The following is a 24,778-nucleotide window of genomic DNA, read 5'->3' on the forward strand; positions in this document are numbered from 1 at the left end:
CGGCCGGGCATCGCCGCTGGGAGCAGACCGACGTGGTCATCGGGATCGGGTCCCGCATGGAGCTCGCGTGGTTCCGCTGGCCGAAGGCGGCAACGCCGCGCAAGACCATCCTCATTGACATCGATCCGACCCAGACGGCCCGGCTGTCCCCCGACGTGACGATCCTCGGCGACGCCGCGGACGGCGCCGGACAACTCGCCGCCGCACTACGCCGCGCAGGCGTTTCGCGGCCCTCTCGCAGAACGAGTTCGTCGACCTCAAGGACGCCGTCACCCGTGACACGCAGAAGATCCAGCCGCACATCGAATACCTCGCCGCCATTCGCGACGTGCTGCCTCGCGACGGCTTCTTCGTCGAGGAGATCTGCCAGGCCGGCTTTGCCTCCTATTACGGCTTTCCCGTCTACGAGCCGCGCACGTTCGTCACGTGCGGACCGCAAGGCACCCTGGGCTTCGGTTTTCCGACGGCGCTTGGGGGTGAAGGCCGCTCATCCGACAAGGCCGTGGTTTCGATCACAGGCGACGGCGGCTTCCAGTTCGGACTGCAGGATCTCGCGACAGCCGCCACCTACCACCTCGACGTCGCCATCGTGCTCTTCAACAACGCTGCGTACGGCAATGTGGCGCGACCAGAAGCAGCTGTTCGACGGCCGGCTGATCGCTCCCGGAATTGACCAACCCCGACTTCGTGAAGCTCGCGGAGAGCTATAGTGTGCCAGGTGAAAGAGTATCGACACCCGCGGGCCTGCGCACCGCACTGGAAAGATCGCTGGGCCGCAGCACCTCGCTCATCGAGGTCACGTTCGACCGGACCGCCGAGGTCTCTCCTGGGAGTTCCTCGTGCCCGCCCCTACAAAGTCTGAATCGTCTCACCCAGGACCACGCCATGACCGACCTCATCGCACCGAAACCGCGAACCGCATCTGCCGCATCGAGATGGCCCGCACGGACAAGAAGAACGCGCTCACTGCCGAGATGTACCAGGCGCTGGCGGACGGACTCCGATCGGCGGAGAACGACCGGGCCACGCGAGCCGTGCTCATCCACGGCACGCCCACCTGCTTTTCCGCGGGCAACGATCTCAGCGACTTCCTGCTGCAATCGCCGCACGACGACTCGTCTCCGGTGTGGCAGTTCCTGCAGGCCATCTCCACGCACCCCAAGCCGATCGTCGCCGCCGTGGGCGGGCCGGCCGTGGGCATCGGAACCACCATGCTGCTTCACTGCGACTTCGTGTACGCCACCCCGGCCACGCGCTTCCAACTGCCTTTCACGTCGCTCGGTGTGGTTCCGGAAGCCGCCTCGAGTCTGCTGCTGCCGCTCGCCGCAGGCTACCAGCGCGCCGCCGAACTGCGGCTCCTGGCCAGACCCTTCAACACGGAAAAGGCGCTCTCGGCCGGCATCGTGACCGAAGTCGTGCCGGAAGCCGATCTGCTGGAGTACGCGATGGACGCCGCGAAGGCGCTCGCCGCGCTGCCGCCGGAATCCGTGCGCCTCACCAAGGCCTTCATGAAACGCACGTGGGCCGCCGCCGTGGCCGAACGGATGAGCGACGAAAGCCACGAGTTCCGCAAGCGGCTCCAGTCTCCCGAGGCAAAGGAAGCGTTCTCCGCATTTCTGGAGAAGCGGCCGGCGGACTTCTCGAAGTTCTGATCCGGTTCACGCAACCGTTCCCTGCTTCACGATCCGGATGACCCCCATGGATTCCATCTCGAACACGGTCCGCGACCCTCTGCTGAAGGGCGTCACCGTTCTCGACTTCACGCGCGTGCTGTCCGGTCCGTACTGCACGCGGTTGCTGGCCGATCTGGGCGCGGACGTGATCAAGATCGAGCGGCCCGGCGAAGGGGACGAGATCCGCTACACCGTCCTGCAACTGGATCCCGGACGGACCGACCAGAGCACCTACTACGTTCGGCTCAACGCGGGCAAGCGCAGCATCGCGCTCGACCTCGCTCATCCCGACTCGCGCGCCGTGATTCTCGATCTGGTGCAGCGTTCGGATGTCGTGGTGGAGAACTTCTCGCCGGGCGTGATGGCGCGATACGGTATCGACGCGGCGGCGCTGCACGAGATCAAGCCGTCGCTCATCTGCTGCTCGATCTCGGGATTCGGGCAGACCGGCCCGCTGCGCTCCATGCAGGCGTACGCGCATCTCATCAACGCCATTTCCGGAATGATGGACCTCGACCGCTGCGGCGATCCGCATCCGCGGGTGTCGTACCTGCAGGCCGCGGACGTGCTCGCCGGTGCGCATGCGTTCGGCGCGATCTGCGCCGCCCTGTTCGCGCGGCCCGCACGGGCGAAAGGTGCGTTCATCGATGTCGATGCTCGAATGCCTGATCGCGGCCGACGACATCACCTACGGCGCCCTGTTGAACGGTGGTCCGGTGGAACGCGTACCGCGCCGCGGCATGATCGTCCACGAATTCCCCGACAGGAACATCGCCATGCAGACCGTCGGCGCCCCGCACCTGTGGTCGCGGCTCGTGGCGGCGATGGGAAAGACCGGACCTGGAAACGGACGATCGGTTCGCTACCGCCGCCGCACGCCGCGCCCACTGGCCGGCCTTGATGGCGGAGATCCGGACGTGGCTCGAGGGCTTCGACAGCGCCGAATCCGCCGTAGGCGCGCTCACCGGTGCGCGCATTCCCGCCGTGCCCATGCTGTCGCCCGAAGAGGTGGTGAACCACCCGCATCTCGCGCAGCGCCATGCGTTTCCGGAGGTGGATCATCCGGTGCACGGCAAGGTCAAGGTCACGGCCACGCCATTTCACCTCGATGGCCAGCCCGTGGTGCCCGCCGGCCCGGCGCCCTACCGCGTGGGGGAACACACCCAAGAGGTGCTCTCCCAGGTGCTGGGCTACAAGCCGGAACGGGTGGACAGGTTGCTGGCGGACGGCGTGGCGCACATGCCCTGATGCGGTCTCAGAACCGGTACGCCCACCAGGTGGTGAAGTAGGTCACGTTCTCGCCGGGCGGCGTCTCGCGCAGGAACTTGCCGGCGGTGAAGTACGAGATCGTCGTGAGCCACGACACGTGCGGGGTGAACTGCCACACGAACTGCACCGTGTACTGGTTGCCCACGTGGCGGGCGCGGCTGCCTGCCGCGCGCCGCTGCACCTCCGTGAAGATGTTGTACACGCCGTCCTCGGCGCTCTGGCGCCAGAAGCCGATCATGCCGAAGGAGAGCACCTTGGACTCGTCCACCTCGAAGCTCACGGACGGCGCGGCACCGATGCTGTTGGAGGGTCCCACGAGTCCTGCGAGTCCCGAATACGCGGTCGCGGCGAACATGGGGCTGAAGGTATTCAACTCGCCGTCGCCCAGCTTCCGGTCGCCGCTGCCCACGTTGAAGCGCAGACCCAGTCGGGGCCGCGACACGTGGTCGAGCCGGTAACCGGTGTCCGTCGACAGGTACCACGCGCGGAGGCTTCCCGGGCCGAAATCGCCGCGCTGGACACCGAACTCGTAGTTGTAGTCCCAATGCTCGCTGCGTCCCCACCAGCGCGTGCCGATGGACATCCGCTCCTCGCGCAGCGAGCCGTCCTGGTAGCGCGTCGTGGCGTCGGTGCGGCGATTGACGTAGAAGACCGCATTGGAATCGCCGCCGGGCAGGAGATCGTGACTGCGCGCGATGAAGAAGCCGGACAGCGTGTCCTGGCGGTCGGGCGAATCGTCGAATACACCGCGGCGCGTCTGCACCACGCGTGTGGTCATGGCGTGGAAGCGCCAGCCCTTCACTTCTCCGAATGCGCGAATGCCGTCGAAGCTCAGCCGGTCGTTGAGGCCGTTGCGCGCGGACGTGAACTGGGACGAACCGATCTCGACCTCCTGCCGGCCCAAGCGCAGGGTCATCCGGTCGTTGCCTTCCTGCACGGGCGTCCAGTCGGCGAAGAACTGGTTCAGGTCGAGGCGGTCCTCATCGGTTTCGCGCGGGCCGTTGACGCGGCCGTTCTCGCGGGACGACTCGAGCTGGCCGAACAACCGGACACGCGGCGACAGCCGCAATTCGCCATGCAGGAGATAGCGCTGCAGCAGATAACCGCTCAGGTCTTCCGGATCCGCGCCCCAGCCGGGATTGTCGAATCGCTCGTAGCGGATGCGCGCCTCGCCGCCGAGCGAGGCACTGCGTCCGCCGGCCAGATCGATGTGCTTGATGGGGTCCCAGGCATCGCGGCGGCAGCGGGGATCGGCGAGAAACCGCCAATCCTCGTCGTAACGCAGGTTGAGGAACTGCGTGCGCGGGCACGGTTCGGGCTCGACTTCTGCCGCCTCGGCAAACGCGCAGCCGGACAGCGACAGGCCGATGGCCGCGGCGCGAAGGCCCCAGCCGTTCGGAACCCGCCCTGTCCTGGCCCGGCACGCTGCGCTCCACGTCTGCACCACGTCGAATCGCCCTGCCGTCAGTTGTTCAGCGCCTGCAGCGGCGCAGGAATGCGTCCGCCGCGTGCGACGAAGGCGATGCTGCTTTCCCGGCTGACGGCCATCACCGGGGCGTAGCCGAGCAGCCCGCCGAACTCGACGCGGTCCCCGACCTTCTTGCCCGGGGCGGGAATGAGCCGGACGGCCGTGGTCTTGCGGTTGATCATCCCGATGGCGGCCTCGTCCGCGATGATGGCGGACAGCGTCGCCGCCGGCGTGTAGCCCGGGACGGCGATCATGTCCAGTCCCACCGAGCACACGGCCGTCATCGCCTCCAGCTTGTCCATGGTGAGGGAGCCGGCCTGCGCCGCCTCGATCATACCGATGTCTTCCGACACCGGTATGAAGGCTCCGCTCAGGCCGCCCACATGGCTGGAGGCCATGGCGCCCCCCTTCTTCACGGCGTCGTTGAGCAGAGCCAGCGCCGCCGTGGATCCATGCGCTCCGATGCGCGACAGTCCCATGGCTTCGAGAATCCGCGCCACGCTGTCCCCCACCGCCGGCGTCGGTGCCAGCGAAAGATCGACGATCCCGAAAGGCACGCCGAGCTTCTCGGACGCGGCGCGTCCCGCCAGCTCTCCCATGCGCGTGACCTTGAAGGCCGTGCGCTTGACGATGGAGGCCACGGTCCCGAGATCCGCACCGGGCGCGGCTTCGACCGCCCGCAGCACGACGCCGGGACCGCTCACGCCCACGTTGATCACGCAGTCGGGCTCGCCCACGCCGTGAAATGCGCCGGCCATGAACGGGTTGTCTTCCACCGCGTTGCAGAACACGACGAGTTTGGCGGCACCGATGCCGTCGCGATCCGCGGTGCGTTGCGCGCATTCGCGGATCACCTCGCCCATGCGCGCGACGGCGTCCATGTTGATGCCGGCCCGCGTGCTGCCGATGTTCACGGACGCACACACGCGCTGCGTCTCCGCGAGCGCCTCGCCGATGGAGTCGATGAGCGCGACGTCCCCCGGTGTGGCCCCCTTCTCCACCAGAGCCGAATACCCGCCGATGAAGTTGACGCCGACTTCCGCTGCGGCACGATCCAGCGCCCGGGCGATGTGCACGTATCCTTCCGTGCCCGTGCTCTCGGCCACGATGGCCACCGGGGTGACCGATATGCGCTTGTTGATGATGGGTATGCCGTACTCGTGCGCGATCGCCTCGCCTGCGGCAACGAGGCCCTGGCCCTTGCGGCAGATCTTGTCGTAGGCCTTGCGCGCGAGGTCGTCCACGCTTCCACCGGCGCAGTCGCGCAGGCTGATGCCCAGGGTGATGGTGCGGATGTCCAGATTCTCCATCTGGACCATGCGGATCGTCTCGACGATCTCCTGCGGCGAGAAGCGCTGCATCGTCAGACCCGGTGCATGTACTTGAAGACGTCCTCATGCTGCGCGTCGATGCGCAGCCCCATCTCGGCGCCCTTGGCGGCCAGCCGCTGCTTCAGTTCCTCGAAGGAACGGTGGCGTTCTCCAGGTCCGCCATCATGATCATCACGAAGAACTCCTCCATGATGCTCTGGGAGATGTCGAGGATGTTGGCGCTGGCATCGGCGAGAATCGTGGCGACACCGGCGATGATGCCGACGCGGTCCTGGCCGATGACGGTGACGATGACTCGATTGGAGCGTTGCGTTGCATTCATGCGGGTGCCTTCGTGGGTCGCGGGCGGTCGTGTGTGGGTCAGGACGGCTTCCGGACGGGAACGCGCGAAGGCTTGCCCTCGGCGTCCGTGAACGGAAAGAGGCCGGTCCTGTAGCTCTGTGCCATGTGGCGGGCGACGCGGATCGCCCTGCCGGCGGCTTCTGTATCGAGATGTTCGTTGGCGGCGCCTTCGAACGCAGCAAGCCAGTGTTCGAAGGCCTCGACGCCGAACTTGAGCTTCATGTGCGGAGCGAACGCATTGCCCTTGTAGCGACCGGTTCCATAGATCGAATTCGACCAGAAGTCCGAGACGAGCCGGATGTGTCCCTCCCAGTCGTGGATGGCATCGAAGAAGATCGGTGCGAGGACTGCGTCGGCCAGGCCGCGTTCGTAGAAGGAACGCACCATCGACTCGATGGCGGCTTCCTGCGCTGCAGTGGGGTGGATCATTGATTCCTTGCCAGGTTCCGTTTCGTGCGCGGCATGTCCCGACCGTACCGGGAGAGACGGCCGCGCATGCAAGTGTAGCTTTCGCGGCCAATGCCCGGACAGGCCAGGAACGAAGCGAGGCCGTCGGGCCGATGAGGGAACGTTGACAACTGTCAACGATGTCCGGATCTGCATGACGTCCAATGAGCGGCATGGGGATGGGCTCGACCCGCCCGCAAGCCCTTCCAAGAACGATCCCGGGAAGACCTCCGCTGCCTCGCGGCCGGAACCCCGGATCGACGACTCCGGAGACCCGCCATGCCCGCTTCCTTCCGACGTTCCGTGCTTGCCCTGGCCATCCCGGCCGCGTTCTCCGCCGTCGCCGGCGCTACCGAGTATGTCTGGGTGACCGGCAGCTTCGGCCCGCTGGTGGCGCCAGGTACGCTCGATGTGCCTGACACGCTGGCGATCGAGGCCGGCGGCGCCAAGACCTTCTCCAGCACCAGTTTCACGAACAACTCCACGGTCAACTGGAATGCCGACGACGTGGGGTTCGTGTCGTCGCTGGTCACCAACGCGGGAACATGGGACTCGAAGGCCGATCACGGCCTGGCGTATTCAGGAGGGTCCGGGTCGACATTCATCAACAGCGGAGTCTTCCGCAAGAGCGCCGGGACGGGCACGACGTCCGTGGCGTCCGCCAGCATCGCCTTCGTGAACACGGGCATCGTCGATGCGCAGACCGGTACGATCGCTTTCCTGGGGAAGCAATGCCTCGTTCCAGGACGGCTCGGTATTCAGGGTGCAGGCGTGGTCAACGTGGCGTCCTCCGCCTCGTTCTCCGGCACGATCCAGTCGCAGAACCTCCTGCTGTCGGCCGGCAACTTCTCCGGCGGCGGCGCCGTGCTCAACGGCACCACGGTCTGGACTGGCGGACAGTTCACCGGTGCGTGGAGCGTTGCCGCGAACCAGACGGTTTCGGTGGAAGCGGGCGGCAGCAAGAACTTCGAGAGCGCGAACTTCGTCAATGCCGGGACACTCGCCTGGGACACCACCGGCCGCATGGGTTTCGTCAGCTCCGTGCTGACCAACGAGGGGCTGCTCGATCTTCGACAGAACGCCGACTTCGACTACGCCGGCGGATCCGGGTCCACGGTCATCAACAAGGGAGTCCTTCGCAAGTCGGGTGCCGACGGCATTTCGGCCTTCACCAGCGCCAATGTCGCGTTCTTGAATGCAGGCGGCGTCGTCGACGCGCAAACGGGCACTCTCGACTTCGCCGGCGCCAATGCCACGTTCGAGAACGGCACGCAGTTCATGGGGGGTGGCACGGTGCGTGTCAGCCACAACGCCCAATTCAACGGGAACTTCGAATCCGCGAATCTCGTTCTCGCAGGCGGCACGTACCAGGGCGGCAACGCAGTCGCCCACGGCACGGTCGACTGGACCGGCGGGACGTTCTCGGGCAACTGGCGGATCGCCCCGGACCAGGTGTTGAACGCCTCGGGCAACACCACCAAGAACTTCTCCAGCGCCTCCTTCACGAACACGGGGACCGTCAACTGGTCCACCGAGGCAAGAGCGGGATTCCTGTCATCCCTGGTCACGAACGAAGGGCTCTGGGATCTGAAGGCCGACGCGGACTTCGCCTACGCCGGCAGCAGCAGTTCCACTTTCGTCAACAGCGGGACACTGCGCAAGAGCGGTGGCGCGGGGGTGGCGGAATTCAAGACCAACGTTGCCTTCGTCAACACAGCCACCGGTGTCATCGACGTGCAGGTGGGTACGCTTTCCTTCGCCAACCACGACAGCCAGTTCCAGGCAGGCACCCGCTTCACTGGCGCCGGGTCGTCCTCCATCGTCTCCAACGCGGCCTTCGCCGGCGCATTCACCTCGGAGAACCTGGTGCTGGCAGCCGGCAGCTTCCAGGGAAGCGATGCCGTCCTCAACGGGACGGTCCGGTGGACGGGGGGTGCGTTCTCCGGCAACTGGCAGGTCGCGCCCGGCCAGGTGTTGATTGCCCTCGGAGACAGCAACAAGAATTTCTCCAGCGCATCCTTCACGAACAAGGGAACCGTCCGCTGGTCCACCGGGAACAGGGCAGGCTTTCTGTCTTCTCTGGTCACCAACGAGGGCCTCTGGGACGTGCAGACCGACGCCGACTTCGCTTACGCAGGCAGCAGTGGTTCCACCTTCATCAACAGCGGAACATTGCGCAAGAGCGGAGACGGCGTCACGCTCTTCGGCACGAATGTCGCGTTCGTGAACCACGGCGTCGTCGAAGTCCTGGCGGGCACCTTCCAGTTGCCCAACAACTTCGACAACCCCGGCGTCATCACCGGTGACGGAATCGTGAAGACCAACACCCTGACCAACAGCGGAACGTTGAAGCCGGGGGACGGCGTGGGCACGCTCACCCTGGAGAGCAACCTCGTCGAGGCCGCGGGCGGGATCATCGAGATCGAGGTCGGCGGAACGGACGACCACGACGTGCTGGCGGTCACCGGCAATGCCACGCTCGGGGGAACGCTGGCCGTGCGCCGTGCCGGCGGATTCATGCCCACGGTCGGTGACAGCTTCATCGTGATGACCTTCGCCAGCCGCCTGGGCGGTTCGACCTTCCTCGGGGACCCGACGGTCCTCGGCTGGGGGAACGGCGTGGACTTCGACGTGATCTACGGCGAGGACAAGGTCACCCTGGAGGTCACGGCCGTGCCGGAACCCGGCACCGTGGCGCTCATGGCCGGCGGACTGGCTGTTCTCGGCTGCTCCCTTCGCCGCCGCCGCACTGCCTGAGCGCGACAAGCGCTCTCTTGTTCGCGCACTGTTCGAACGGCCACACGGCAGGCCGTTCGATCACTTGGTGTCCCGCAATTCCCTGCGCAGGATCTTTCCGACCGGACTCTTCGGCAACGTGTCGCGGAACTCGATGTGCCGCGGCACCTTGTACCCGGTCATGTTCTCCTTGCAGAAGGCGATCACCGACTCGGCCGTGAGCGAAGCATCCTTGCGCACGACGAAGGCCTTCACGGCCTCGCCGGACTGCTCGTCCGGCACGCCCACCACGGCAGCTTCCGCGATGCCGGGATGCCCGGCCAGCACGTCCTCGATCTCGTTCGGGTACACGTTGAAGCCGGACACGAGGATCATGTCCTTCAGGCGGTCGACAATGCGCAGATAGCCTTCCGGCGTGATGGTCCCCATGTCGCCGGTGGAGAAGAAGCCGTCCGCGGTCATCACCTTGGCCGTCTCGTCCGGGCGTTGCCAGTAGCCGGCCATCACCTGCGGCCCTCGCACGCACACCTGCCCCACGTCGCCCTGCGGCAACGCGTGTCCCTGGTCGTCGCGGATCTCCACCTCGGTGCTGGGCAGGGGAAATCCCGTGGTTCCGGTGTGTTCCTCGATCGTGGGGGTGTTGATCGAAACGGCTCCCGAGGTTTCGGTGAGTCCGTAGCCCTCGATCAGCGTCCGCCCCGTGACCTGTTTCCACCGTCTTGCCACCGCGAGCTGCAGCGGCGCGCCACCCCCGCCGCACATCTTCATCGCCGAGAAATCGATCCTGGCGAAGTCCGGATGATTGAGCAGCGCCGTGTACAGCGTGTTCACCCCGACCATGAAGGTGAACCGGCTGTCCGCGAGCGTCTGGACGAACCGCGGAATGTCGCGCGGGTTGGTGATGAGGATCTGCCGGTCGCCCCGGTAGAGACCCAGCATGCAGTTCAGCACAAGCGCGAGGATGTGATAGAAGGGCAGCGCCGCGATCGCGACTTCCTCCCCTTCGCGAAAGGCGGGGCCCATGTACGCCTTGATCTGCAGGCAGTTCGAAAGCACGTTGCGATGGCGCAGCATCGCGCCCTTCGACACGCCGGTGGTGCCGCCGGTGTACTGGAGAAACGCAAGATCGTCGGGGCCGATCTCCGGTTCCTTGAGCCGCATCGCCGCCCCCTTGGTCAGGGCGTCCGGAAAACGGACGGCCCCGGGCAGGTTCCACGCGGGAACCATCTTCTTCACGTGCCGCAGCACGAGATTGATGATGAACCCCTTGGGAAAACCCAGCAGATCGCCAACCGCGGACACGATCACGTGCTTGACGGGTACGCGCGAGGCGATCTGCTGCAGGGTGTGCGCGGCGCCTTCGAAGATGACGATGGCCTTGGCGCCCGAATCCTTGAGCTGATGCTCCAGTTCGCGCGCGGTGTAGAGCGGATTCACGCTCACCACCACCAGACCGGCGCGCAGGATGCCGAAGAGCGCGATGGGGTAGTTGAGCAGATTGGGCATCATCACCGCGACGCGATCGCCCTTTGCCAGTCCGAGTCCCGACTGCAGATACGCGGCGAACTCGCGGGAACGATGTTCCAGGTCCTCGAACGTCAACCCCTTGCCGAAATTCTCGAACGCGGTCCTGGCTCCGTACTTGCGCGCCGCGGCGGACACCATCTGCCCGATGTGCCCGAATTCCAGCGGTCCGAGATCGTGCGGAGCTCCTTGCGGGTAGTTCACCAACCAGGGTCTGGAACTCAAGGCTTCCCCTCCCTTGTTATTCGGCGTTCACGGCGGGGCCGCCGGACGCCGGCGGCTTCCGGGGCGGAGCTTACTCCGAACGCATGGCCGGCGCGGCCATCAGGTACGTTCGCGGTCTGCCGCCCGGGAAGCGCGGCGCAGCGCTTCCTGCACGGCCTCGAGATGAGGATTCAGTTCGAGGGCCTTCTGGAAATACTGCAAGGCTTCGACGTTGCGGCCCAGATGCATGCTGCAGTGGCCGAGGCCTTCCAGCGCGCCGAAGTGGTAGGGATTCAACTCGAGCGCACGCGCGAAATCCGCGGCGGCATCGGCCCACCGGTCTGCGAGCACCTTGGTCTGGCCGCGCCGATGCCAGCCTTCCGCGAACTCGGGCTTGAGTTGCAGCAGCCGGTCGAAATGCTCCTCGGACTCCTGCAGCTTGTTCTGATTCATGAGATCCAGCGCGACCTGGAAAAGCGGATCGGCCACGGAATCGTTGGCGCGCATCCAGATGCCCCAGAGGGACTGCTCGGCGACACCCCGGATGAGGTCCTCGTCGTCGGTGAGGGCGGACAGGAGCAGCGGCGTATCCTCCATCGTCCCCACGTCCGCCAGCCAGCCGTAGCCCTGCCGGCGCTGCTCCATCTGCGTGCTGCCGATCTTCCGGAGCGCTTCCTCGCGCGTCACGGTCCCCGCGCTCCAGGCCGGAGCGTTCGCGATCAGGACAAGACAGATCGCGAGGGAGAGCAGGCGGAAGATGTGGCGTGGGGCAGTCAGCATGTCGGGCCTCTGCGGCGGGAAGTGGGCGTCGGCACGCGGGCAGACGCACCCGGCACCGTGCAGCATGGGACAGCGAACATCGAAATCAGTTTGCCCCGACCCCCGGTTGGCCGCAACCGGCCGCACCCTCGATCGCCGGTGGGCGGCAGCGGGCCTCGCGCCAGCGGTGGGGCGCGCGCGCTTCCATCCGCCGCGCGAGACGGTCGAGCTTGCCCCTTATTTCCGCCGCGACGAAGATCTCCGGATCTGAATGCCTCGAACTTTTCCCGGACTTCGCGCGCTGCGATGTTCGCCCGGGCCTTCTCGAAAGCTTCCGGGAACGAGAACGTCTCGCGCAGCGCCTCGTCGAAGAACGCCTTGCCGAAATAGGTGAGCCGGGAGTCCGCACCGCACCCGAACGACGGATGCTTCGAGTCGGCGGCGGTCATGATCAGCGTGCGATCGTTCTTGAGCGTCTCGACGAATCCTCCCGCATAGCAGGCGGACAGTACGACGACGCGCCAGCGGAAACCCGCGTCATCCAGCATCTTGCCCAGCATCGGCGGCGTGATGCCGCTCAGCTGCAGGGGCCAGGCTTCCATGGCCAGCGTGTGATCCTCGCTGCCGTGAGTGGTGAGGAAGAGGAACAGGATGTCCTCTTCCCGGTTCATGGTGTGGGCCACCGCCTTGAGCGTATGGGCGAGGCTCGTGGCGCTCGCCAGCGGCAGGGTGCGGACCGTCTTCGGGTTGTTGGACAGCAGGACCGTGCGGCCTTCGGCGTCGAAGCGGGAACGGACCAGTTCCGCGGCCAGGCTCGCTTCATTGAGGAACACGTCTTCCTGAGCATAGCCGGCGGCACCGACGAAGTAGAGATCCTCCACGCCGGGCCGTTGCGGCGACAGCCGGATCGCCGCATTGTGGAGCAGACGTACCTGGCCGTAGATCACGTCCTCCTGGCTGGCCGCGTAGGTGTCGGCGGTTTCGTCGGGGTCGGGCGGGTTCCACAAGGGAACATAAGGCACCCACCACAGAGGAAGGATGAGCGCGACGGCGACCCAGGCGGTATCGGCAAGACGGAGAAGACCACGCGGAGAACTCGACAGGCGCAGCACGGCCACCACGGCAGCCACTGCCCACCCCCAGAACAGCAGGCTTTCCACATCGACCGACTCCTCCGAACGATCGATCCAGTCCGACTCGCGCGCCAGGTAGACGAGGTCGACCGCAAGATCCATCCACACCGTCAGGGACAGGATGGCGACGGCGATGGAAAGCGCCAGGCGCGGCTGCGGGGAACGACGTGCGACGAGCCAGCCCGCCAGCAAGGCGAGCGACACGGGAAACAGTGCCCGCGGCAGTCCGGCCCAGTGGAACTGCCCTTCTCCGCCGGCCTCGATCACGGCGGCAAGGAAGCCGAGCGCGATGTCCAGGACGGCGATGGCGAACAGCTGCTCCGGGAATGGGCGCCACCCTCCCGGCCGGGGAGGCCGCAGGACGAAGGCTCGCAATGCGCTGGCGAGGTTGGACAGAAGATCCCGTCCAAGGCCGGCGGAAACCGGCGGACCGTACTGGTCGAGTGAAGCGATGTTCAAGGAGGACTCGGCCTCGAGGTAAGGAAGTGTCCGGCCGCAGGCGGATCGATCGGTGCCGCCGCACAGGCTCTAGAACGCAACGCGGCAGGCAGCGGGCATTCTAACTCCCGGACGCCGGTTGGAACCGCAAACGGATGATGAGTTCTTGCGACGGATCCGGCCTTTCGTGCAGTGGCTGAGGAGGGTTCGATGGGACTACACTGCCTGCCTTTTCCGCAGGCGCCGCACACCATGATCCGACTGTCCCTCGCCCTCGCCCTGCTGGGCCTCACCGTCCCGGCGTCGGCCGGCAACTACCCGCTCGGCACGATGACCTGCGACGACATCGCGCAGTTCTCCCGGGACACCATGGCCGCCAAGAAAGCGGGGCGTTCCAAGGAAGACGCTCTGGCGGCGCTCGATCAGCGCGCCTACGGCGACCCCGTGGAGAAGCAGACGCTCGCCGACGTGGTGGGCGTGCTCTACAGCAATCTTGGTCGGAACCTCGGCGTGCAGTCCGCGGGCGCCGTGATGAAGACCGATTGCGAGACGGGCCGGTCCAAGTGAGCGCCGTGCTGCCCCCGCCCGCCGCTGCAGGCATGTCCCAGGCGGAGATCGACACGCCCGCCCTGCTGCTGGATCTGGACGCGTTCGAGGCGAACCTCGAAACCTCGACCAGACGCTGCAGGGCCGGAGGGTGAAGGTGCGCCCCCATGCGAAAAGCCACAAGTGCGCGCGCATCGCGCTGGCGCAGATGGCCCGGGGTGCCGTCGGGGTGTGCTGCCAGAAGGTGAGCGAGGCAGAGGCGCTGGTGGACGGAGGCGTGACCAACGTCATGGTGAGCAACGAGGTGGTGGGCGAGAGCAAGCTGCGCCGGCTCGCGCGGCTCGCCCGACGCGCCCAGGTGCTCGTGCTGGCCGATCATCCCGACAACGTGCGGGCGCTCGAGGCCGCCGCGGTCGCGGAAGGATCGACCCTGGAAGTACTGGTGGAAGTGGACGTGGGGGCGTCGCGCTGCGGAGTGGCGCCCGGTGAACCGGCGGCGGAACTGGCATCGCTCATCGCTGCCCAGACCCGGCTGCGGTTCGGCGGCATTCACGCCTATCAGGGTGGCGCGCAGCACCTGAGGACGCCGGGGGAACGCGAGACGGCGATCGCGCGCGCATTGGCCTTGGTGCAGGAGTCGGTCGCGGCCATGCGAAAGCGAGGCCTGGAACCCGCCACCATCACGGGCGCGGGAACGGGCACGTATCCGCTGGAGGCGGGCAGCGGCCTGTACAACGAGATCCAGCCAGGCTCCTACGTCTTCATGGACGCCGACTACGGGCGAAATCTCGAATCCGACGGGCGACCCGTCCACACCTTCCGCCAGAGTCTGTTCATACTGGCCACGGTCATGAGCCGTCCCACGCCGACGCGGGCGGTGGTGGACGTGGGGCTGAAGGCCCACTCGGTGGATTCCGGCATGCCGCTCGTCGCGGACGTGGAGGGCGCGAAGTACCTGCGCGCGTCCGACGAACATGGCGTGATCGAGTTGCCGCCGGGCACGGATGTGCCGCTGGGCACGAAGATCCGGCTGATACCCGGCCACTGCGACCCGACCGTGAACCTCTACGACTGGCTCGTGTGTCTGCGCGCAGGCCGCGTCGAGGACATCTGGCCCGTCAGCGCCCGCGGCGCGTTCTACTGACCCTTCGCACGGCGGGCCGGCCGCCGGGCCGCGTTTCCAGCCCGCCGCGCGAGAGGCACAATCGGTCCGCCGCGGCCGACCATGCCGGTTCGACCGGCCGGCCGCATACCCACAGAGGATTCCGCAATGCCCGCCCCCCGCTACCTGGGTTTCGACACGTTGAGCCTGCATGCCGGCCAGCAGCCCGACCCGACCACCGGCGCCCGCGCCACGCCCATCTACCAGACGACGTCCTACGTGTTCCGCGACACGGACCATGCCGCGTCGCTGTTCAACATGGAACGCGCCGGGCATGTCTACTCGCGCATCTCCAATCCGACGAATGCCGTACTGAGGAACGGATCGCCGCGCTCGAGGGGGGATCGGCGCCATCGCGACAGCCAGCGGACAGGCGGCCCTGCATCTTGCGGTCGCCACGATCGCCGGCGCCGGATCGCACATCGTGGCTAGCCGGTCCCTCTACGGCGGCTCGCACAACCTGCTGCACTACACGCTGCGCCGGTTCGGCATCGAGACCACGTTCATCGATCCGCGCGACCTCGATGCATGGCGCAGTTCCATCCGGCCGAACACCCGGCTGCTGTACGCCGAGACGCTGGGCAATCCCGGTCTGGACGTGCTGAACGTGCCGGAAGTGGCGCAGATCGCCCATGCGGAAAAGCTGCCGCTGCTGGTGGATTCGACCTTCACCACGCCCTATCTCATGCGTCCGTTCGAACTCGGGGCGGATCTCGTCTATCACTCCGCCACTAAGTTCCTGGGCGGGCACGGCATCGCGATCGGCGGCCTGCTGGTGGACAGCGGCGGGTTCGACTGGGAGGCTTCGGGACGATTCCCGGAACTGACGGAACCGTACGACGGTTTCCACGGCATGGACTTCACCGAGGAATCCACCGTGGCAGCCTTCCTGCTGCGGGCGCGGCGCGAAGGTCCTCAGGGACTTCGGCGCCTGCATGGCACCCATGGTCGCCTTCCAGATCCTGCAAGGCATCGAGACGCTGTCCGTGCGGATGGACCGGCACATCGCGAATACACGCAGGATCGTCGAGTTCCTCTCGGGCCATGCCGCCGTGGAATCGGTGAGCTATCCGGAGCTTGCTTCGCACCCGGACCACGCGCTGGCGAAGACGCTCCTGCCCCGGGGGTGCGGGGCCGTGTTCACGTTCGCCATCAAGGGTGGACGGCCGGCGGGACGCAAGTTCATCGAATCGCTCAAGGTCTTCTCGCATCTGGCCAACGTGGGCGATGCGAAGTCCCTGGTCATCCATCCCGCCAGCACGACGCATTTCCGCATGGACGACGCCGCGCTGCTCGCGGCCGGCATCGGCCCGGGGACCATCCGTCTGTCCGTGGGTCTCGAGGACCCGCAGGATCTGATCGACGACTTGGGTGGCGCCCTGCGCGTGTCGCAGAAGTGACCCCGACCGCCAGCCCCGCCGCTCACCGCCATCGCAGAGGAATCCCGTGCAACTGACCGTCAACAACACGGCCGCCTACGCCTACACCGGCGGCAAGACCTTCGATCCCTCGCTGCCCGCCGTCGTGTTCATCCACGGCGCCGAGCACGACCACTGCGTCTGGGTGCTGCAGACGCGCTATCTCGCGCATCACGGTCACGGAGTGCTCGCCGTCGACCTGCCAGGACACGGACGCTCGCAGGGACCTGCCCTCGAGAGCGTGGAAGCGATGGCCGACTGGATCGCCGCGCTGCTCGATGCGGCCGGCGTGCAGAAGGCGGCACTCGTGGGTCACAGCATGGGATCGCTCATCGCCCTGGAGTGCGCATCCCGCCACCCTGCCCGCGTCGCGAAAGTGGCGCTGGTGGGCACCGCTTTCCCGATGAAGGTCTCGGACGAACTGCTCACCGCCACGCGCGACGACGAACCCCTGGCGCAGGACATGGTGAACATCTGGTCGCACTCGGCCTACGCCCACTACCCCAGCAATCCAGGGCCGGGCTTCTGGGTGATGGGGGAGAATCTGCGGTTGATGCAGCGGCAGAAGCCCGGAGTGATGCACGCGGACTTCGCCGCCTGCAACGACTACGCGAACGGCGTGAAGGCCGCCTCGGCGCTGGAGTGCCCCGCGTTGCTGGTCATGGGGCGCAAGGACATCATGACGCCTCCACGGGCAGCGAGGGAGATCGCGGCGGCCCTCAAGAACTCCCGCACCGTGGAGATCGCCGGCAGCGGCCACGCGATCATGTCCGAGAAGCCGGAAGAGTTGCTGGACGCGCTGCGCGGATTCCTGTGACGACGTGAAAGGGGCCGCCCGCGACGCCTTCGTCGAGCACGTGCTGGACTTGCTCGGCCCGCTGGGGCCGATGCGAGCCCGGAAGATGTTCGGCGGCTGGGGGATCTACGCGAACGAGGTCTTCATGGCCATCGTCGCGTACGACACGCTCTGGTTCAAGGTGGACGCGTTGAGCCGGCCCCGGTACGAGGCCGCAGGCTCGCGGCCGTTCCAGCCGTACGAAGGCCGGGAAACCGTGATGTCCTATTGGGAGGTTCCCGGGGACGTGATCGACGATCGCGAGGCGATGGTGGAATGGGCGAGAGAAGCGGTGGGCGCTGCGCTGCGGGCTGCCGCGACGAAATCGTCCGCGAGGCGCGCGGGAAAGCGCCGCTGAGACGCTCTTTTCCATCCCCACCGCGCAGGATTGCCCTTGGCCCTCTGGTCCGCTCGTCGAACTCCTGGAGGCAGCGCTCCTTCGACTGCCGGTAAGGTGTTCGCCTGGATGGGAGCTGTCCTCTGGCTCGGCATGCTGAGCGGCTGCTCGCCCGACACCCCAAAGGATGACCGCCCGGCATCCGGCCGCAGCTTCGAGTTCAGGGTGCACGAAAAACCCATCCGGCTCGTGCTCGACGACTGCGAAGTCTTCATCGTGGACGGGGGTGACAAGCGCGAGAAGGTGGTGACCACCGATTTCTATCCCATGTTCTCCGTCTGCAGCCGGGAAGAAGTCTCGGCGGACGCCGACTACATCACGGTGGATCTGGGCCGCACCGCCCTCGGCGCGGGCGGATGCTGCGCAACGTCCGGGACGTGGCGCACCCGGGATGGCCATCATTGGGAGAGGCGCGTGAGGGGACGCTGGCTTTCGCCGGAGGAAGAGCAGGCATGGCGGGAACGCGAAGCACGGGCGCGAGAACGCGATGGGAAGCCTTCCGGAAGTCGCCCGGAATCCCGCGACAAAGGCTCGGGCCGGTGAAGCGCGCGCTCCTCTGGTTGGCGGGGGCGGTCCTGCTGCTTGCGGCCGCGCTGGTTTGGCGGCACCTCGCGAGGTCGCCGGCCGAACGAGTGGGCGCGGTCCTGTGGGAGATGACGGAGATCGGCACCGCCGCCCGCGATGCCCTCGTCTCGAGCCGTATCGGCGCCGGGGAAAGACGACGTCTGGTCGACCGGGCGGCACACCGGCTGGCTGCGGACCGCGACTCGCTCGCCGAACTCGCCGGGGACCTCGACCCGGATTCCGAACTGGCTGTCCGCCTTCGGCAGTTCGTGGAGAGATGGCCCTCGGAAAGCGCTTTCCGCGAGGACCTCCTGAGCGGGGAAGCGAACGGCTATCGCAGTGGAGCCGAGATCACGGGACTGGCGTGGCTCGCGCCGGATACGCGATTCCGCTGGAGCACCCCGTTCCGGATCTTTCGCCCCTGAACGGACTTGCGGGAGACAGCGTCGCGGCGTCACACCGGACACGCACACTCCGCAGCGGCGCCCCGCGGATCCCGCAGGCGCACTGCCGTGAGCGGCGCACCCACCACGCGGGTGAAACGCGGGCGGAGGCCCGCGTTTCACCTGTTCTCAGGGCAGGTACTGAATCACGCTCTCGGCCTGCTTGAGCAGCGTCTGCGCGTCGCTCACTTCGAACTTGCCCGGCTGTTCGACGTTGAGCGACTTCACGACGCCATCCACCACGATGGCGGAGAATCGCTGCATCCGCACGCCCATGCCACGGGCGACGAGATCCAGTTCCAGGCCCAGCGCCCGCGTGTAGGTCGCAGAACCGTCGCCGAACATGCGCACCTTTCCTTTCGCTCCCTGCTCGCGGCCCCAGGCGCCCATCACGAAAGCGTCGTTGACCGACAGGCACCAGATCTCGTCGATGCCTTTGGCGCGCAGGTCGTCGGCGAGTTGCACGAAGCCCGGACGTGCTTCGCCGAGCACGTGGGCGTGTAGGCACCGGGCAGACCGAACAGCGCGACTCGCTTGCCGGCCGCGATCTTCTCGACATCGAAGCTGTTCGGGCCGAGGCTGCAGCCTTCGGTCTCTTCGTCGATGAACTCCCACAGGGTTCCGGCGGGCAGCCGGTCGCCAACCTTTATCGTCATGATGGTGTCTCCAGTCGTCGGGGATGAACGTTCCGATTCTACTGCCAGCGCTTAGAATGAAGCGTTGCACCGGAGTTGCCCGACCGCATGAACAAGGCTTTCACGAAGGAAACGGAGCAGGAGGAAGACGACGACGTCGAAGAGGCGTCGCCGCTGCCCGCCGGCACCAAGAACTACATCACGCCCGCCGGCTACAAGAGGCTCAAGGACGAGGCGCTGCACCTCCTGGACGAGGAACGCCCGGAACTGGTCAAGGTCGTCCAATGGGCCGCGTCGAACGGCGACCGTTCTGAGAACGCCGACTACATCTATGGCAAGCGGCGACTGCGCGAGATCGACCGGCGCATCCGGTTCCTCACTCGCCGGCTGGACAATGCGGAAGTGGTGGATCCCGCCACCCGGGAACCCACCGATCAGGTGTTCTTCGGCGCCACCGTCACGGTCGCCGATCAGACCGGCGAGGAGAAGACTTACTCCATCGTGGGCATCGACGAGGCGGATGTGGCACGCGGGCGGATCAGCTGGATCTCGCCCCTCGCCCGCCAGCTGCTGAAAGTCAGAGAAGGCGACACGGTGGTGATCCGCACACCGGGCGGAGACGAAACGCTCGAGATCGTCGCCGTCGAGTACAGGGCCATCGACTGAACGGAACGACGCTCCGAGGAGAATCCGGCATGACCGAAGCGATCACCCTGTACCACAACCCGCGCTGCAGCAAGAGCCGCAGCGCACTCGCACTGCTCGAAGAGCGCGGCCTTTCACCCCGTATCGTGGAGTATCTGAGGACACCCCCCGATCGGAGCGAGATCGCCGCACTCGTCCGCAAGCTGGGCATTCCCGCGGAGCAGCTCGTTCGTACCGGCGAAGCGGTATTCAAGGAAAGCTACGCGGGCAGGACGCTCACCGACGCCCAGTGGATCGACGCCATGGCGGAGCACCCGATTCTCATCGAGCGGCCGATCGCCGTGGCGGGAGAGCGGGCGGTCGTGGGCCGGCCGCCGGAACGGGTACTGGAACTGCTCGGGACGTAGTCCGCCAGATCCGCCGCGCCGTCTTCCTCTTCCACCGGCGCGGAGGGCTCGCCTCAGCGCAGGGTCCGACCGCCGTCCCTGCCCCCCCGCCGGAATGCGATCCAGCCGGCCGCAGCGGCCACGGCCAGGAGCGGGAGTTCGCGTGGTTCGGGAATCGAGGGCAATGGGGGCGAGTCGATGACGGGAGGGAAGGGAACGATCGGTTCGCTCGTCTTCATGACCAGTGGGTCTCCGCCGAAGCGCTGGTTGGGGCCCATGTTGAAACTCACGTAGAGACCGACGATTCCCGTGATCCCGGGTCCGAAGACGGCCGCCGGGATTGCGTAGGGATAGGCGTTCTGCCTGATCGGCTCTATCACGGGCCCGATGGAACTGACCGCGGACAGCGGCAGCATCCACGTGGAGAATGCAGGAGCACTCATGTGGGCATTGGTCCAGAACGCGGCGAGGGAAACGTACTCTCCACCCGCGAAGCCGTCCGCAGCGACGGCGAAGCCGGAAAGTCCGACCGACATGTCGGCGAGCGCCAGCGTCGGTTGCGCGTACCCCGCACCGGCCAGGAGTAGATACTGACCGTTCGTGGTCGCACCGGTCGCGCCGCTCGTGATGCCCCAGTCTTTCCAGTACAGACCGAAGTCCAGGAGGTCGAATGAACCGTGGAACGTCGCCCCGGGGGCCCTGCCCGGGGCCGTGCCGCCGCCCGCCCCGAATGCGGCGAGGGGCTTCCCGGTGACCGCGTCCACGGGCGTATCCGGCGTGATACCCAGATTGGGCGTGGGAAAGATCGTCACCGGCGCAAGCGGTGTCGGGCCCGCTTCGGCGACGGCACCCGCGAGCAGGAGCGTCACCCCGGAAAAGATGCTGAACGCCAGCGCGGCGATCCCGGGAAGAACTGAACTGATTTGTCTCATGCGTCGATCCCCTCGAGTGGCCCGGCAGGCAGCCGGCTCCGCGAGGCCGGATACGTTCGCGCTCGGTGAACGCTTCGCCTTCGTGGTCAGAGCCCGCGGCGATCTTCGTGAAGACGCTTGTCCGGAAGAACCGACACCGGAGAATGCGCCCTGGCACCCTTTGAAATCGCGATCGTATGGTCCGCCCTGAAGCCGATCATTGACAACTGTCAATTCGCGACGGGGTGGCTCGGCTCGACTGCGATCAAAGAAAGATCTGCCATTGCCGCGAGTCAAAGAAAAAAGCCCGTGCAAGCACGGGCTTTCTCGCTGCGTGAGGCGCTGCGCGATCAGGCGCGGCGTTGCATCCGGCGGCTGGCGTGGCCGACGACCAGCAGGCCCAGGCCCAGCAACGCCCAGGTTTCGGGTTCGGGCACTGCGGCCGTGATGGGCACCTGCCGCATGCTGACCACACCCGAGCCGTCGAACGTGAGACCGGTCACGAACGCGCTGGTGTTCTCGGGGTCCAGGTTGGCATCCACTTCGATGCCAAGGATGCGGACCCGCGTCTGCCCGGTGGCGAACAGGTGTTCGACGCCTGCCTGCAGCACTTCGCCGCTGTTGACCCACTCGGTACCGTTCCACAGCCACAGTTCGAAGACGTTGTCCCCGACGGTAGGGAGCAGGATGGAGGTGATGGCGGGACCGCTGTCGACGATGTAGTCGTAGCCGACCGCCACCAGCGGATCGATGAAGATGCGCTGGCCGGACTCGATGTTGAACTGGAAGCTCCAGCCATCCTCGTTCACGACAGGAAGCAACGGATTCGAGGGCGTGGAGCCGTCGGGAAGGCTGCCGTTGCGCACGGCGAAAGTCCACAGTCCGGGGCTGTCCGCGGCCACGTTACTGGTGTTCTGCAACTCCAGCACGGCGTCGGTGCGGGAACCCGGCAGCGTGAAGAAGTGGATGCCGTCGCCGGCATCGAACCCCGCCTGGGCCGGGATGCCGCCGAGGCCGCCCGAGCCTTCGCTGGCGTCGCCGGTGGTCCACTGCAGGGTCTTGTAGCGGAAGTCGATGTCGAAATTGCCTTCGCCGGTATCCCCGCGATTGCGCAGGACGAGCTGGAAGTCGTTGCGCAGTTCGTTGTGACCCGAGTAGTAGCCGACCTTGTCCCAGGTGACCACGACCGTGTTCTCGTTGGGCGAATGCACCCATACGATGTTGCTGTCGTCACCGGGATCGGCCGACGTGTCCACGTCGCCCCAGTAGGGAGCGATGATGCCCATGGTCGGCGCCACCGCCGCCATCAGCGTGGGCACCTCTTCTCCGCCACCTTCTCCACCTCCCTCTTCCCCGCCGCCGATGGGGACGTTCAGAGGGAAAGGTTCGGGCGTGAAATTGCCGTAGGCCTGGCCGAAGGTGATGTTGCCGTTGTTGTTGACGAAGAAGGTGGTGTGGGTCTGGCCGAAGAAGTTGACGGCGAAGGGCAGCGTCAGCTCGTTCGTCGAAGAGTCGTCGTTGCGGAAGAGGAACTCGGTGCCGTAGTCCCGGACACCGCCGAACCCGGACAGCAGGTCGACAGCCTGGGCAGGCGCCATCGCGGCGATCCCGACCCCGGCTGCCAGAACTGCGCCGGCAAGGCGCTTCTGACTCATGTTTTGGTCTCCATGTAGCGTGTATCGGTGCTTTTCAGCCCCACGGGAAACCTAACACTCGTTAGATTTGTCGGCAACCCCGAAACACGGACCGGACGCAAAAAAATGCTGCGGCGCAGTTCGACTCGAGGCGCGGTTCAGTGGGTCAGCGCCAGACCCGGGTTGTCCTGCTCCCCGACGACCTCCGGGCGGAGAGGGTCTGGAACAGGAAGCGCCTGACGGTCGCGCAAGTACGCCTCGACGACTTCCCAGACAGGCTCCCCGGTGGCGCCTTCGGCCACGGGCGCCCATCCCGCCACCCTGTAAGTCCGTTGCGCATCGAGCGGCTCGCCACCCAGACGAAGATGATCGATGCGCTTCCCCCGTTCGGCACGGGGCGCGATGGAAAAGCGCAGCCCGCCCACCCGGACCATGTCGCCGCCCTGCTGGTAGTACGGATCTGGATGGAACAGATTGTCGGCCACGTCTTCGAGAATGGTCTTGATCTGCTCCCCTGTGAGAGAGGACAGCGTGACATGCGGATAGGTGATGGCCGTGTGGGCCATCAGGTCCTCCATCGTGATCGTTTCGCCGGGCAGGAGCGTCGGACCCCAGCGGAATCCGGGCGAGAATGCGATCTCGGCGCCCTTCACTTCCATCAGGGCATCGAGGATGAGCTGGTCGAAAGTGCCGGAGAAGTTGCCGCGCCGGTACAGCACCCCTTCCGTTCTTGCCAGGGGCCGGGCAAGCCGGGAGACGAACGGTGCGCGCAGCCCGTCGATGAGCGCCTGCATGCCGGGTTCGGGCGGGAGAAGGTCCGCAAAGACAGGCAGAAGCCGGTAGCGGTAATCGGCAAGCCTGCCCTTGCGAACGTCGAGGTCCAGCACGCCCACGAACTTGCCGTTGCAGCCCGCATTGGTGACCAGGGTGCGGCCACCGCGGTTCGAGATCTCGAGCGCGGCGGGAATGCCGTCGTGCGTGTGCCCGCCGAGGATGGCCGTGATGCCGCTCACGCGGCTGGCGAGTTTCAGATCCACGTCGGCGCCGTTGTGGGAAAGCAGCAGGACGATCGCGGCCCCCGCCGCCCGCGCGGAATCCACACTTTTCTGCAGGTTCTCCTCCTGGATGCCGAAGGTCCAGTCCGGAACAAGATGCGACGGATTGGCGATGGGCGTATAGGGAAAGGCCTGTCCCACGACCGCGATGCGCGTGCCCTGAACTTCCTTGATGACGTAGGGCGAAAACACCTCGTCGCCGAAATCGGCCGTGCGGACGTTCTGCGCGACGAAATCGATCCTGCCCGCGAGCGGGCCGTCGACCAGTTCCCGCACCCTTTCCGCGCCATAGGTGAACTCCCAGTGACCGGTCATCACGTCGACACCGAGCTGGACGCTCGCCCGGGCCATGTCCTCGCCACGCGTCCATAGCGCCGTGGCCGAACCCTGCCAGGTGTCGCCTCCGTCCAGCAGAAGAGCACCCGGGCGGTCCGCGCGCAGCCGTTGCAGAAGCGTCGCCAGGTGGGCGTAGCCGCCGACGCGACCGAAGCGTCGTGCGGCGAATTCGAAGTCGAGATGGGTGAAGGCGTGTGCCTGCCGGGAATGGGCAGGAATGCCGAAGTGCCGCAGGAGCGCCTCGCCCACCAGATGGGGCGGCCTGCCTCGTGCAGGGCCTACGCCCAGGTTCGCACGGGGCTCGCGGAACCGAGCGGGCAGAAGCTGGGGGTGGCTGTCCGTGATGTGCAGCACGCTAGCATTGCAGAAGGGCGGAACCGCGTAGAAGCCGGCATCGTCCCCCTGTGCCGCCGCGCGGGCGTCGAGCCGAAGGCCGGAGGCGGCTCCGGCCGCGAGCACCTGCAGGAACTCGCGGCGCCTCATTCGA

At 66.5% G+C, this 24,778-nt stretch carries 21 protein-coding genes and 4 pseudogenes; 14 read left to right on the top strand and 11 right to left on the bottom strand.

Annotated features, from left to right (window positions below):
- The first annotated feature begins 328 nt into the window (after positions 1 to 328).
- From IPK20_19260 to IPK20_19275, 4 genes are all read left to right on the top strand, one after another.
- Entirely contained in the window at positions 329 to 673 is a 345-nt protein-coding gene (locus IPK20_19260; GenBank protein MBK8018635.1) for a hypothetical protein, read from the top strand.
- A gap of 262 nt (positions 674 to 935) precedes the next feature.
- On the top strand, positions 936 to 1,652 hold the full coding sequence (locus IPK20_19265) for an enoyl-CoA hydratase (GenBank protein ID MBK8018636.1): 717 nt from the start codon (positions 936 to 938) through the stop codon (positions 1,650 to 1,652).
- Between the two features lie 46 nt (positions 1,653 to 1,698).
- A complete protein-coding gene (locus IPK20_19270) occupies positions 1,699 to 2,574 on the top strand; it encodes a CoA transferase (GenBank protein ID MBK8018637.1) in 876 nt (291 codons plus the stop codon).
- Complete coding sequence (locus tag IPK20_19275; GenBank protein ID MBK8018638.1) at positions 2,514 to 2,921, top strand: CoA transferase; 408 nt, start codon at positions 2,514 to 2,516, stop codon at positions 2,919 to 2,921. Before IPK20_19270 ends, IPK20_19275 begins: the two co-directional genes overlap by 61 nt.
- Positions 2,922 to 2,928: 7 nt before the next feature.
- On the opposite strand, the gene IPK20_19280 is transcribed toward IPK20_19275, so the two are convergent.
- The 4 genes and pseudogenes from IPK20_19280 to IPK20_19295 form a co-directional block, all read right to left on the bottom strand.
- Positions 2,929 to 4,389, bottom strand: coding sequence for an alginate export family protein (locus tag IPK20_19280; GenBank protein ID MBK8018639.1), 1,461 nt, complete (start codon positions 4,387 to 4,389; stop codon positions 2,929 to 2,931).
- A gap of 17 nt (positions 4,390 to 4,406) precedes the next feature.
- The gene (locus IPK20_19285) at positions 4,407 to 5,771 is read right to left on the bottom strand and encodes a PFL family protein (GenBank protein ID MBK8018640.1); all 1,365 of its coding nucleotides are present in this window, start codon (positions 5,769 to 5,771) and stop codon (positions 4,407 to 4,409) included.
- A gap of 2 nt (positions 5,772 to 5,773) precedes the next feature.
- Positions 5,774 to 6,063 (bottom strand): annotated as a pseudogene (locus tag IPK20_19290) (ACT domain-containing protein).
- 38 nt (positions 6,064 to 6,101) lie between these two features.
- On the bottom strand, positions 6,102 to 6,512 hold the full coding sequence (locus IPK20_19295; protein ID MBK8018641.1) for a group III truncated hemoglobin: 411 nt from the start codon (positions 6,510 to 6,512) through the stop codon (positions 6,102 to 6,104).
- Between the two features lie 297 nt (positions 6,513 to 6,809).
- On the opposite strand from IPK20_19295, the gene IPK20_19300 reads away from it, so the two are divergent.
- Positions 6,810 to 9,287, top strand: a complete 2,478-nt coding sequence (locus tag IPK20_19300; protein MBK8018642.1) for a PEP-CTERM sorting domain-containing protein — start codon at positions 6,810 to 6,812, stop codon at positions 9,285 to 9,287.
- Positions 9,288 to 9,347: 60 nt separating this feature from the next.
- Here IPK20_19300 and IPK20_19305 read toward each other — a convergent pair whose 3' ends face one another.
- The 3 genes from IPK20_19305 to IPK20_19315 all read right to left on the bottom strand — a co-directional run bounded on the left by IPK20_19305 (position 9,348) and on the right by IPK20_19315 (position 13,345).
- A complete protein-coding gene (locus tag IPK20_19305) occupies positions 9,348 to 10,931 on the bottom strand; it encodes an AMP-binding protein (GenBank protein ID MBK8018643.1) in 1,584 nt (527 codons plus the stop codon).
- A 183-nt stretch (positions 10,932 to 11,114) separates the two neighbouring features.
- Positions 11,115 to 11,774: a tetratricopeptide repeat protein gene (locus IPK20_19310; protein ID MBK8018644.1), complete on the bottom strand. Its 660-nt coding sequence runs from the start codon at positions 11,772 to 11,774 to the stop codon at positions 11,115 to 11,117.
- Positions 11,768 to 13,345, bottom strand: coding sequence for a hypothetical protein (locus tag IPK20_19315; GenBank protein MBK8018645.1), 1,578 nt, complete (start codon positions 13,343 to 13,345; stop codon positions 11,768 to 11,770). The genes IPK20_19310 and IPK20_19315 overlap by 7 nt, the downstream gene beginning before the upstream one ends.
- A 231-nt stretch (positions 13,346 to 13,576) precedes the next feature.
- Here IPK20_19315 and IPK20_19320 point away from each other — a divergent pair, with 231 nt between their 5' ends.
- The 7 genes and pseudogenes from IPK20_19320 (at position 13,577) to IPK20_19350 (ending at position 18,671) form a co-directional block, all read left to right on the top strand.
- Entirely contained in the window at positions 13,577 to 13,891 is a 315-nt protein-coding gene (locus IPK20_19320; protein MBK8018646.1) for a hypothetical protein, read from the top strand.
- A gap of 32 nt (positions 13,892 to 13,923) precedes the next feature.
- Positions 13,924 to 15,014, top strand: a pseudogene (locus tag IPK20_19325) (DSD1 family PLP-dependent enzyme).
- Between the two features lie 126 nt (positions 15,015 to 15,140).
- Positions 15,141 to 16,432 (top strand): annotated as a pseudogene (locus IPK20_19330) (O-acetylhomoserine aminocarboxypropyltransferase).
- Between the two features lie 46 nt (positions 16,433 to 16,478).
- On the top strand, positions 16,479 to 17,267 hold the full coding sequence (locus IPK20_19335) for an alpha/beta hydrolase (protein ID MBK8018647.1): 789 nt from the start codon (positions 16,479 to 16,481) through the stop codon (positions 17,265 to 17,267).
- Positions 17,268 to 17,271: 4 nt separating this feature from the next.
- A complete protein-coding gene (locus IPK20_19340; GenBank protein MBK8018648.1) occupies positions 17,272 to 17,643 on the top strand; it encodes a TfoX/Sxy family protein in 372 nt (123 codons plus the stop codon).
- A gap of 108 nt (positions 17,644 to 17,751) precedes the next feature.
- Positions 17,752 to 18,225, top strand: coding sequence for a hypothetical protein (locus IPK20_19345; GenBank protein MBK8018649.1), 474 nt, complete (start codon positions 17,752 to 17,754; stop codon positions 18,223 to 18,225).
- On the top strand, positions 18,222 to 18,671 hold the full coding sequence (locus IPK20_19350) for a hypothetical protein (GenBank protein MBK8018650.1): 450 nt from the start codon (positions 18,222 to 18,224) through the stop codon (positions 18,669 to 18,671). The genes IPK20_19345 and IPK20_19350 overlap by 4 nt, the downstream gene beginning before the upstream one ends.
- A gap of 147 nt (positions 18,672 to 18,818) precedes the next feature.
- Here IPK20_19350 and IPK20_19355 read toward each other — a convergent pair.
- Positions 18,819 to 19,345 (bottom strand): annotated as a pseudogene (locus tag IPK20_19355) (peroxiredoxin).
- A gap of 87 nt (positions 19,346 to 19,432) precedes the next feature.
- Between IPK20_19355 and greB the strand changes: the two are divergent.
- Together greB and arsC are read left to right on the top strand one after the other, a co-directional pair.
- On the top strand, positions 19,433 to 19,990 hold the full coding sequence (greB, locus tag IPK20_19360) for a transcription elongation factor GreB (GenBank protein MBK8018651.1): 558 nt from the start codon (positions 19,433 to 19,435) through the stop codon (positions 19,988 to 19,990).
- A gap of 29 nt (positions 19,991 to 20,019) precedes the next feature.
- Entirely contained in the window at positions 20,020 to 20,376 is a 357-nt protein-coding gene (arsC, locus tag IPK20_19365; GenBank protein MBK8018652.1) for an arsenate reductase (glutaredoxin), read from the top strand.
- Positions 20,377 to 20,429: 53 nt separating this feature from the next.
- Here the strand turns inward: arsC and IPK20_19370 are convergent, their stop codons facing one another.
- From IPK20_19370 to soxB, 3 genes are all read right to left on the bottom strand, one after another.
- Positions 20,430 to 21,287 (bottom strand): hypothetical protein, encoded by an 858-nt coding sequence (locus IPK20_19370; protein MBK8018653.1) that lies wholly within the window; start codon positions 21,285 to 21,287, stop codon positions 20,430 to 20,432.
- Between the two features lie 329 nt (positions 21,288 to 21,616).
- On the bottom strand, positions 21,617 to 22,921 hold the full coding sequence (locus tag IPK20_19375) for a PEP-CTERM sorting domain-containing protein (protein MBK8018654.1): 1,305 nt from the start codon (positions 22,919 to 22,921) through the stop codon (positions 21,617 to 21,619).
- A gap of 137 nt (positions 22,922 to 23,058) precedes the next feature.
- Positions 23,059 to 24,774 carry a thiosulfohydrolase SoxB gene (soxB, locus tag IPK20_19380; GenBank protein MBK8018655.1) on the bottom strand — a complete coding sequence of 572 codons (1,716 nt, stop codon included), beginning with the start codon at positions 24,772 to 24,774 and terminating at the stop codon, positions 23,059 to 23,061.
- Positions 24,775 to 24,778: the final 4 nt, after the last annotated feature.

It is taken from the genome of Betaproteobacteria bacterium (genome assembly GCA_016713305.1).
In the GTDB taxonomy this organism is placed as follows: Bacteria; Pseudomonadota; Gammaproteobacteria; order Burkholderiales.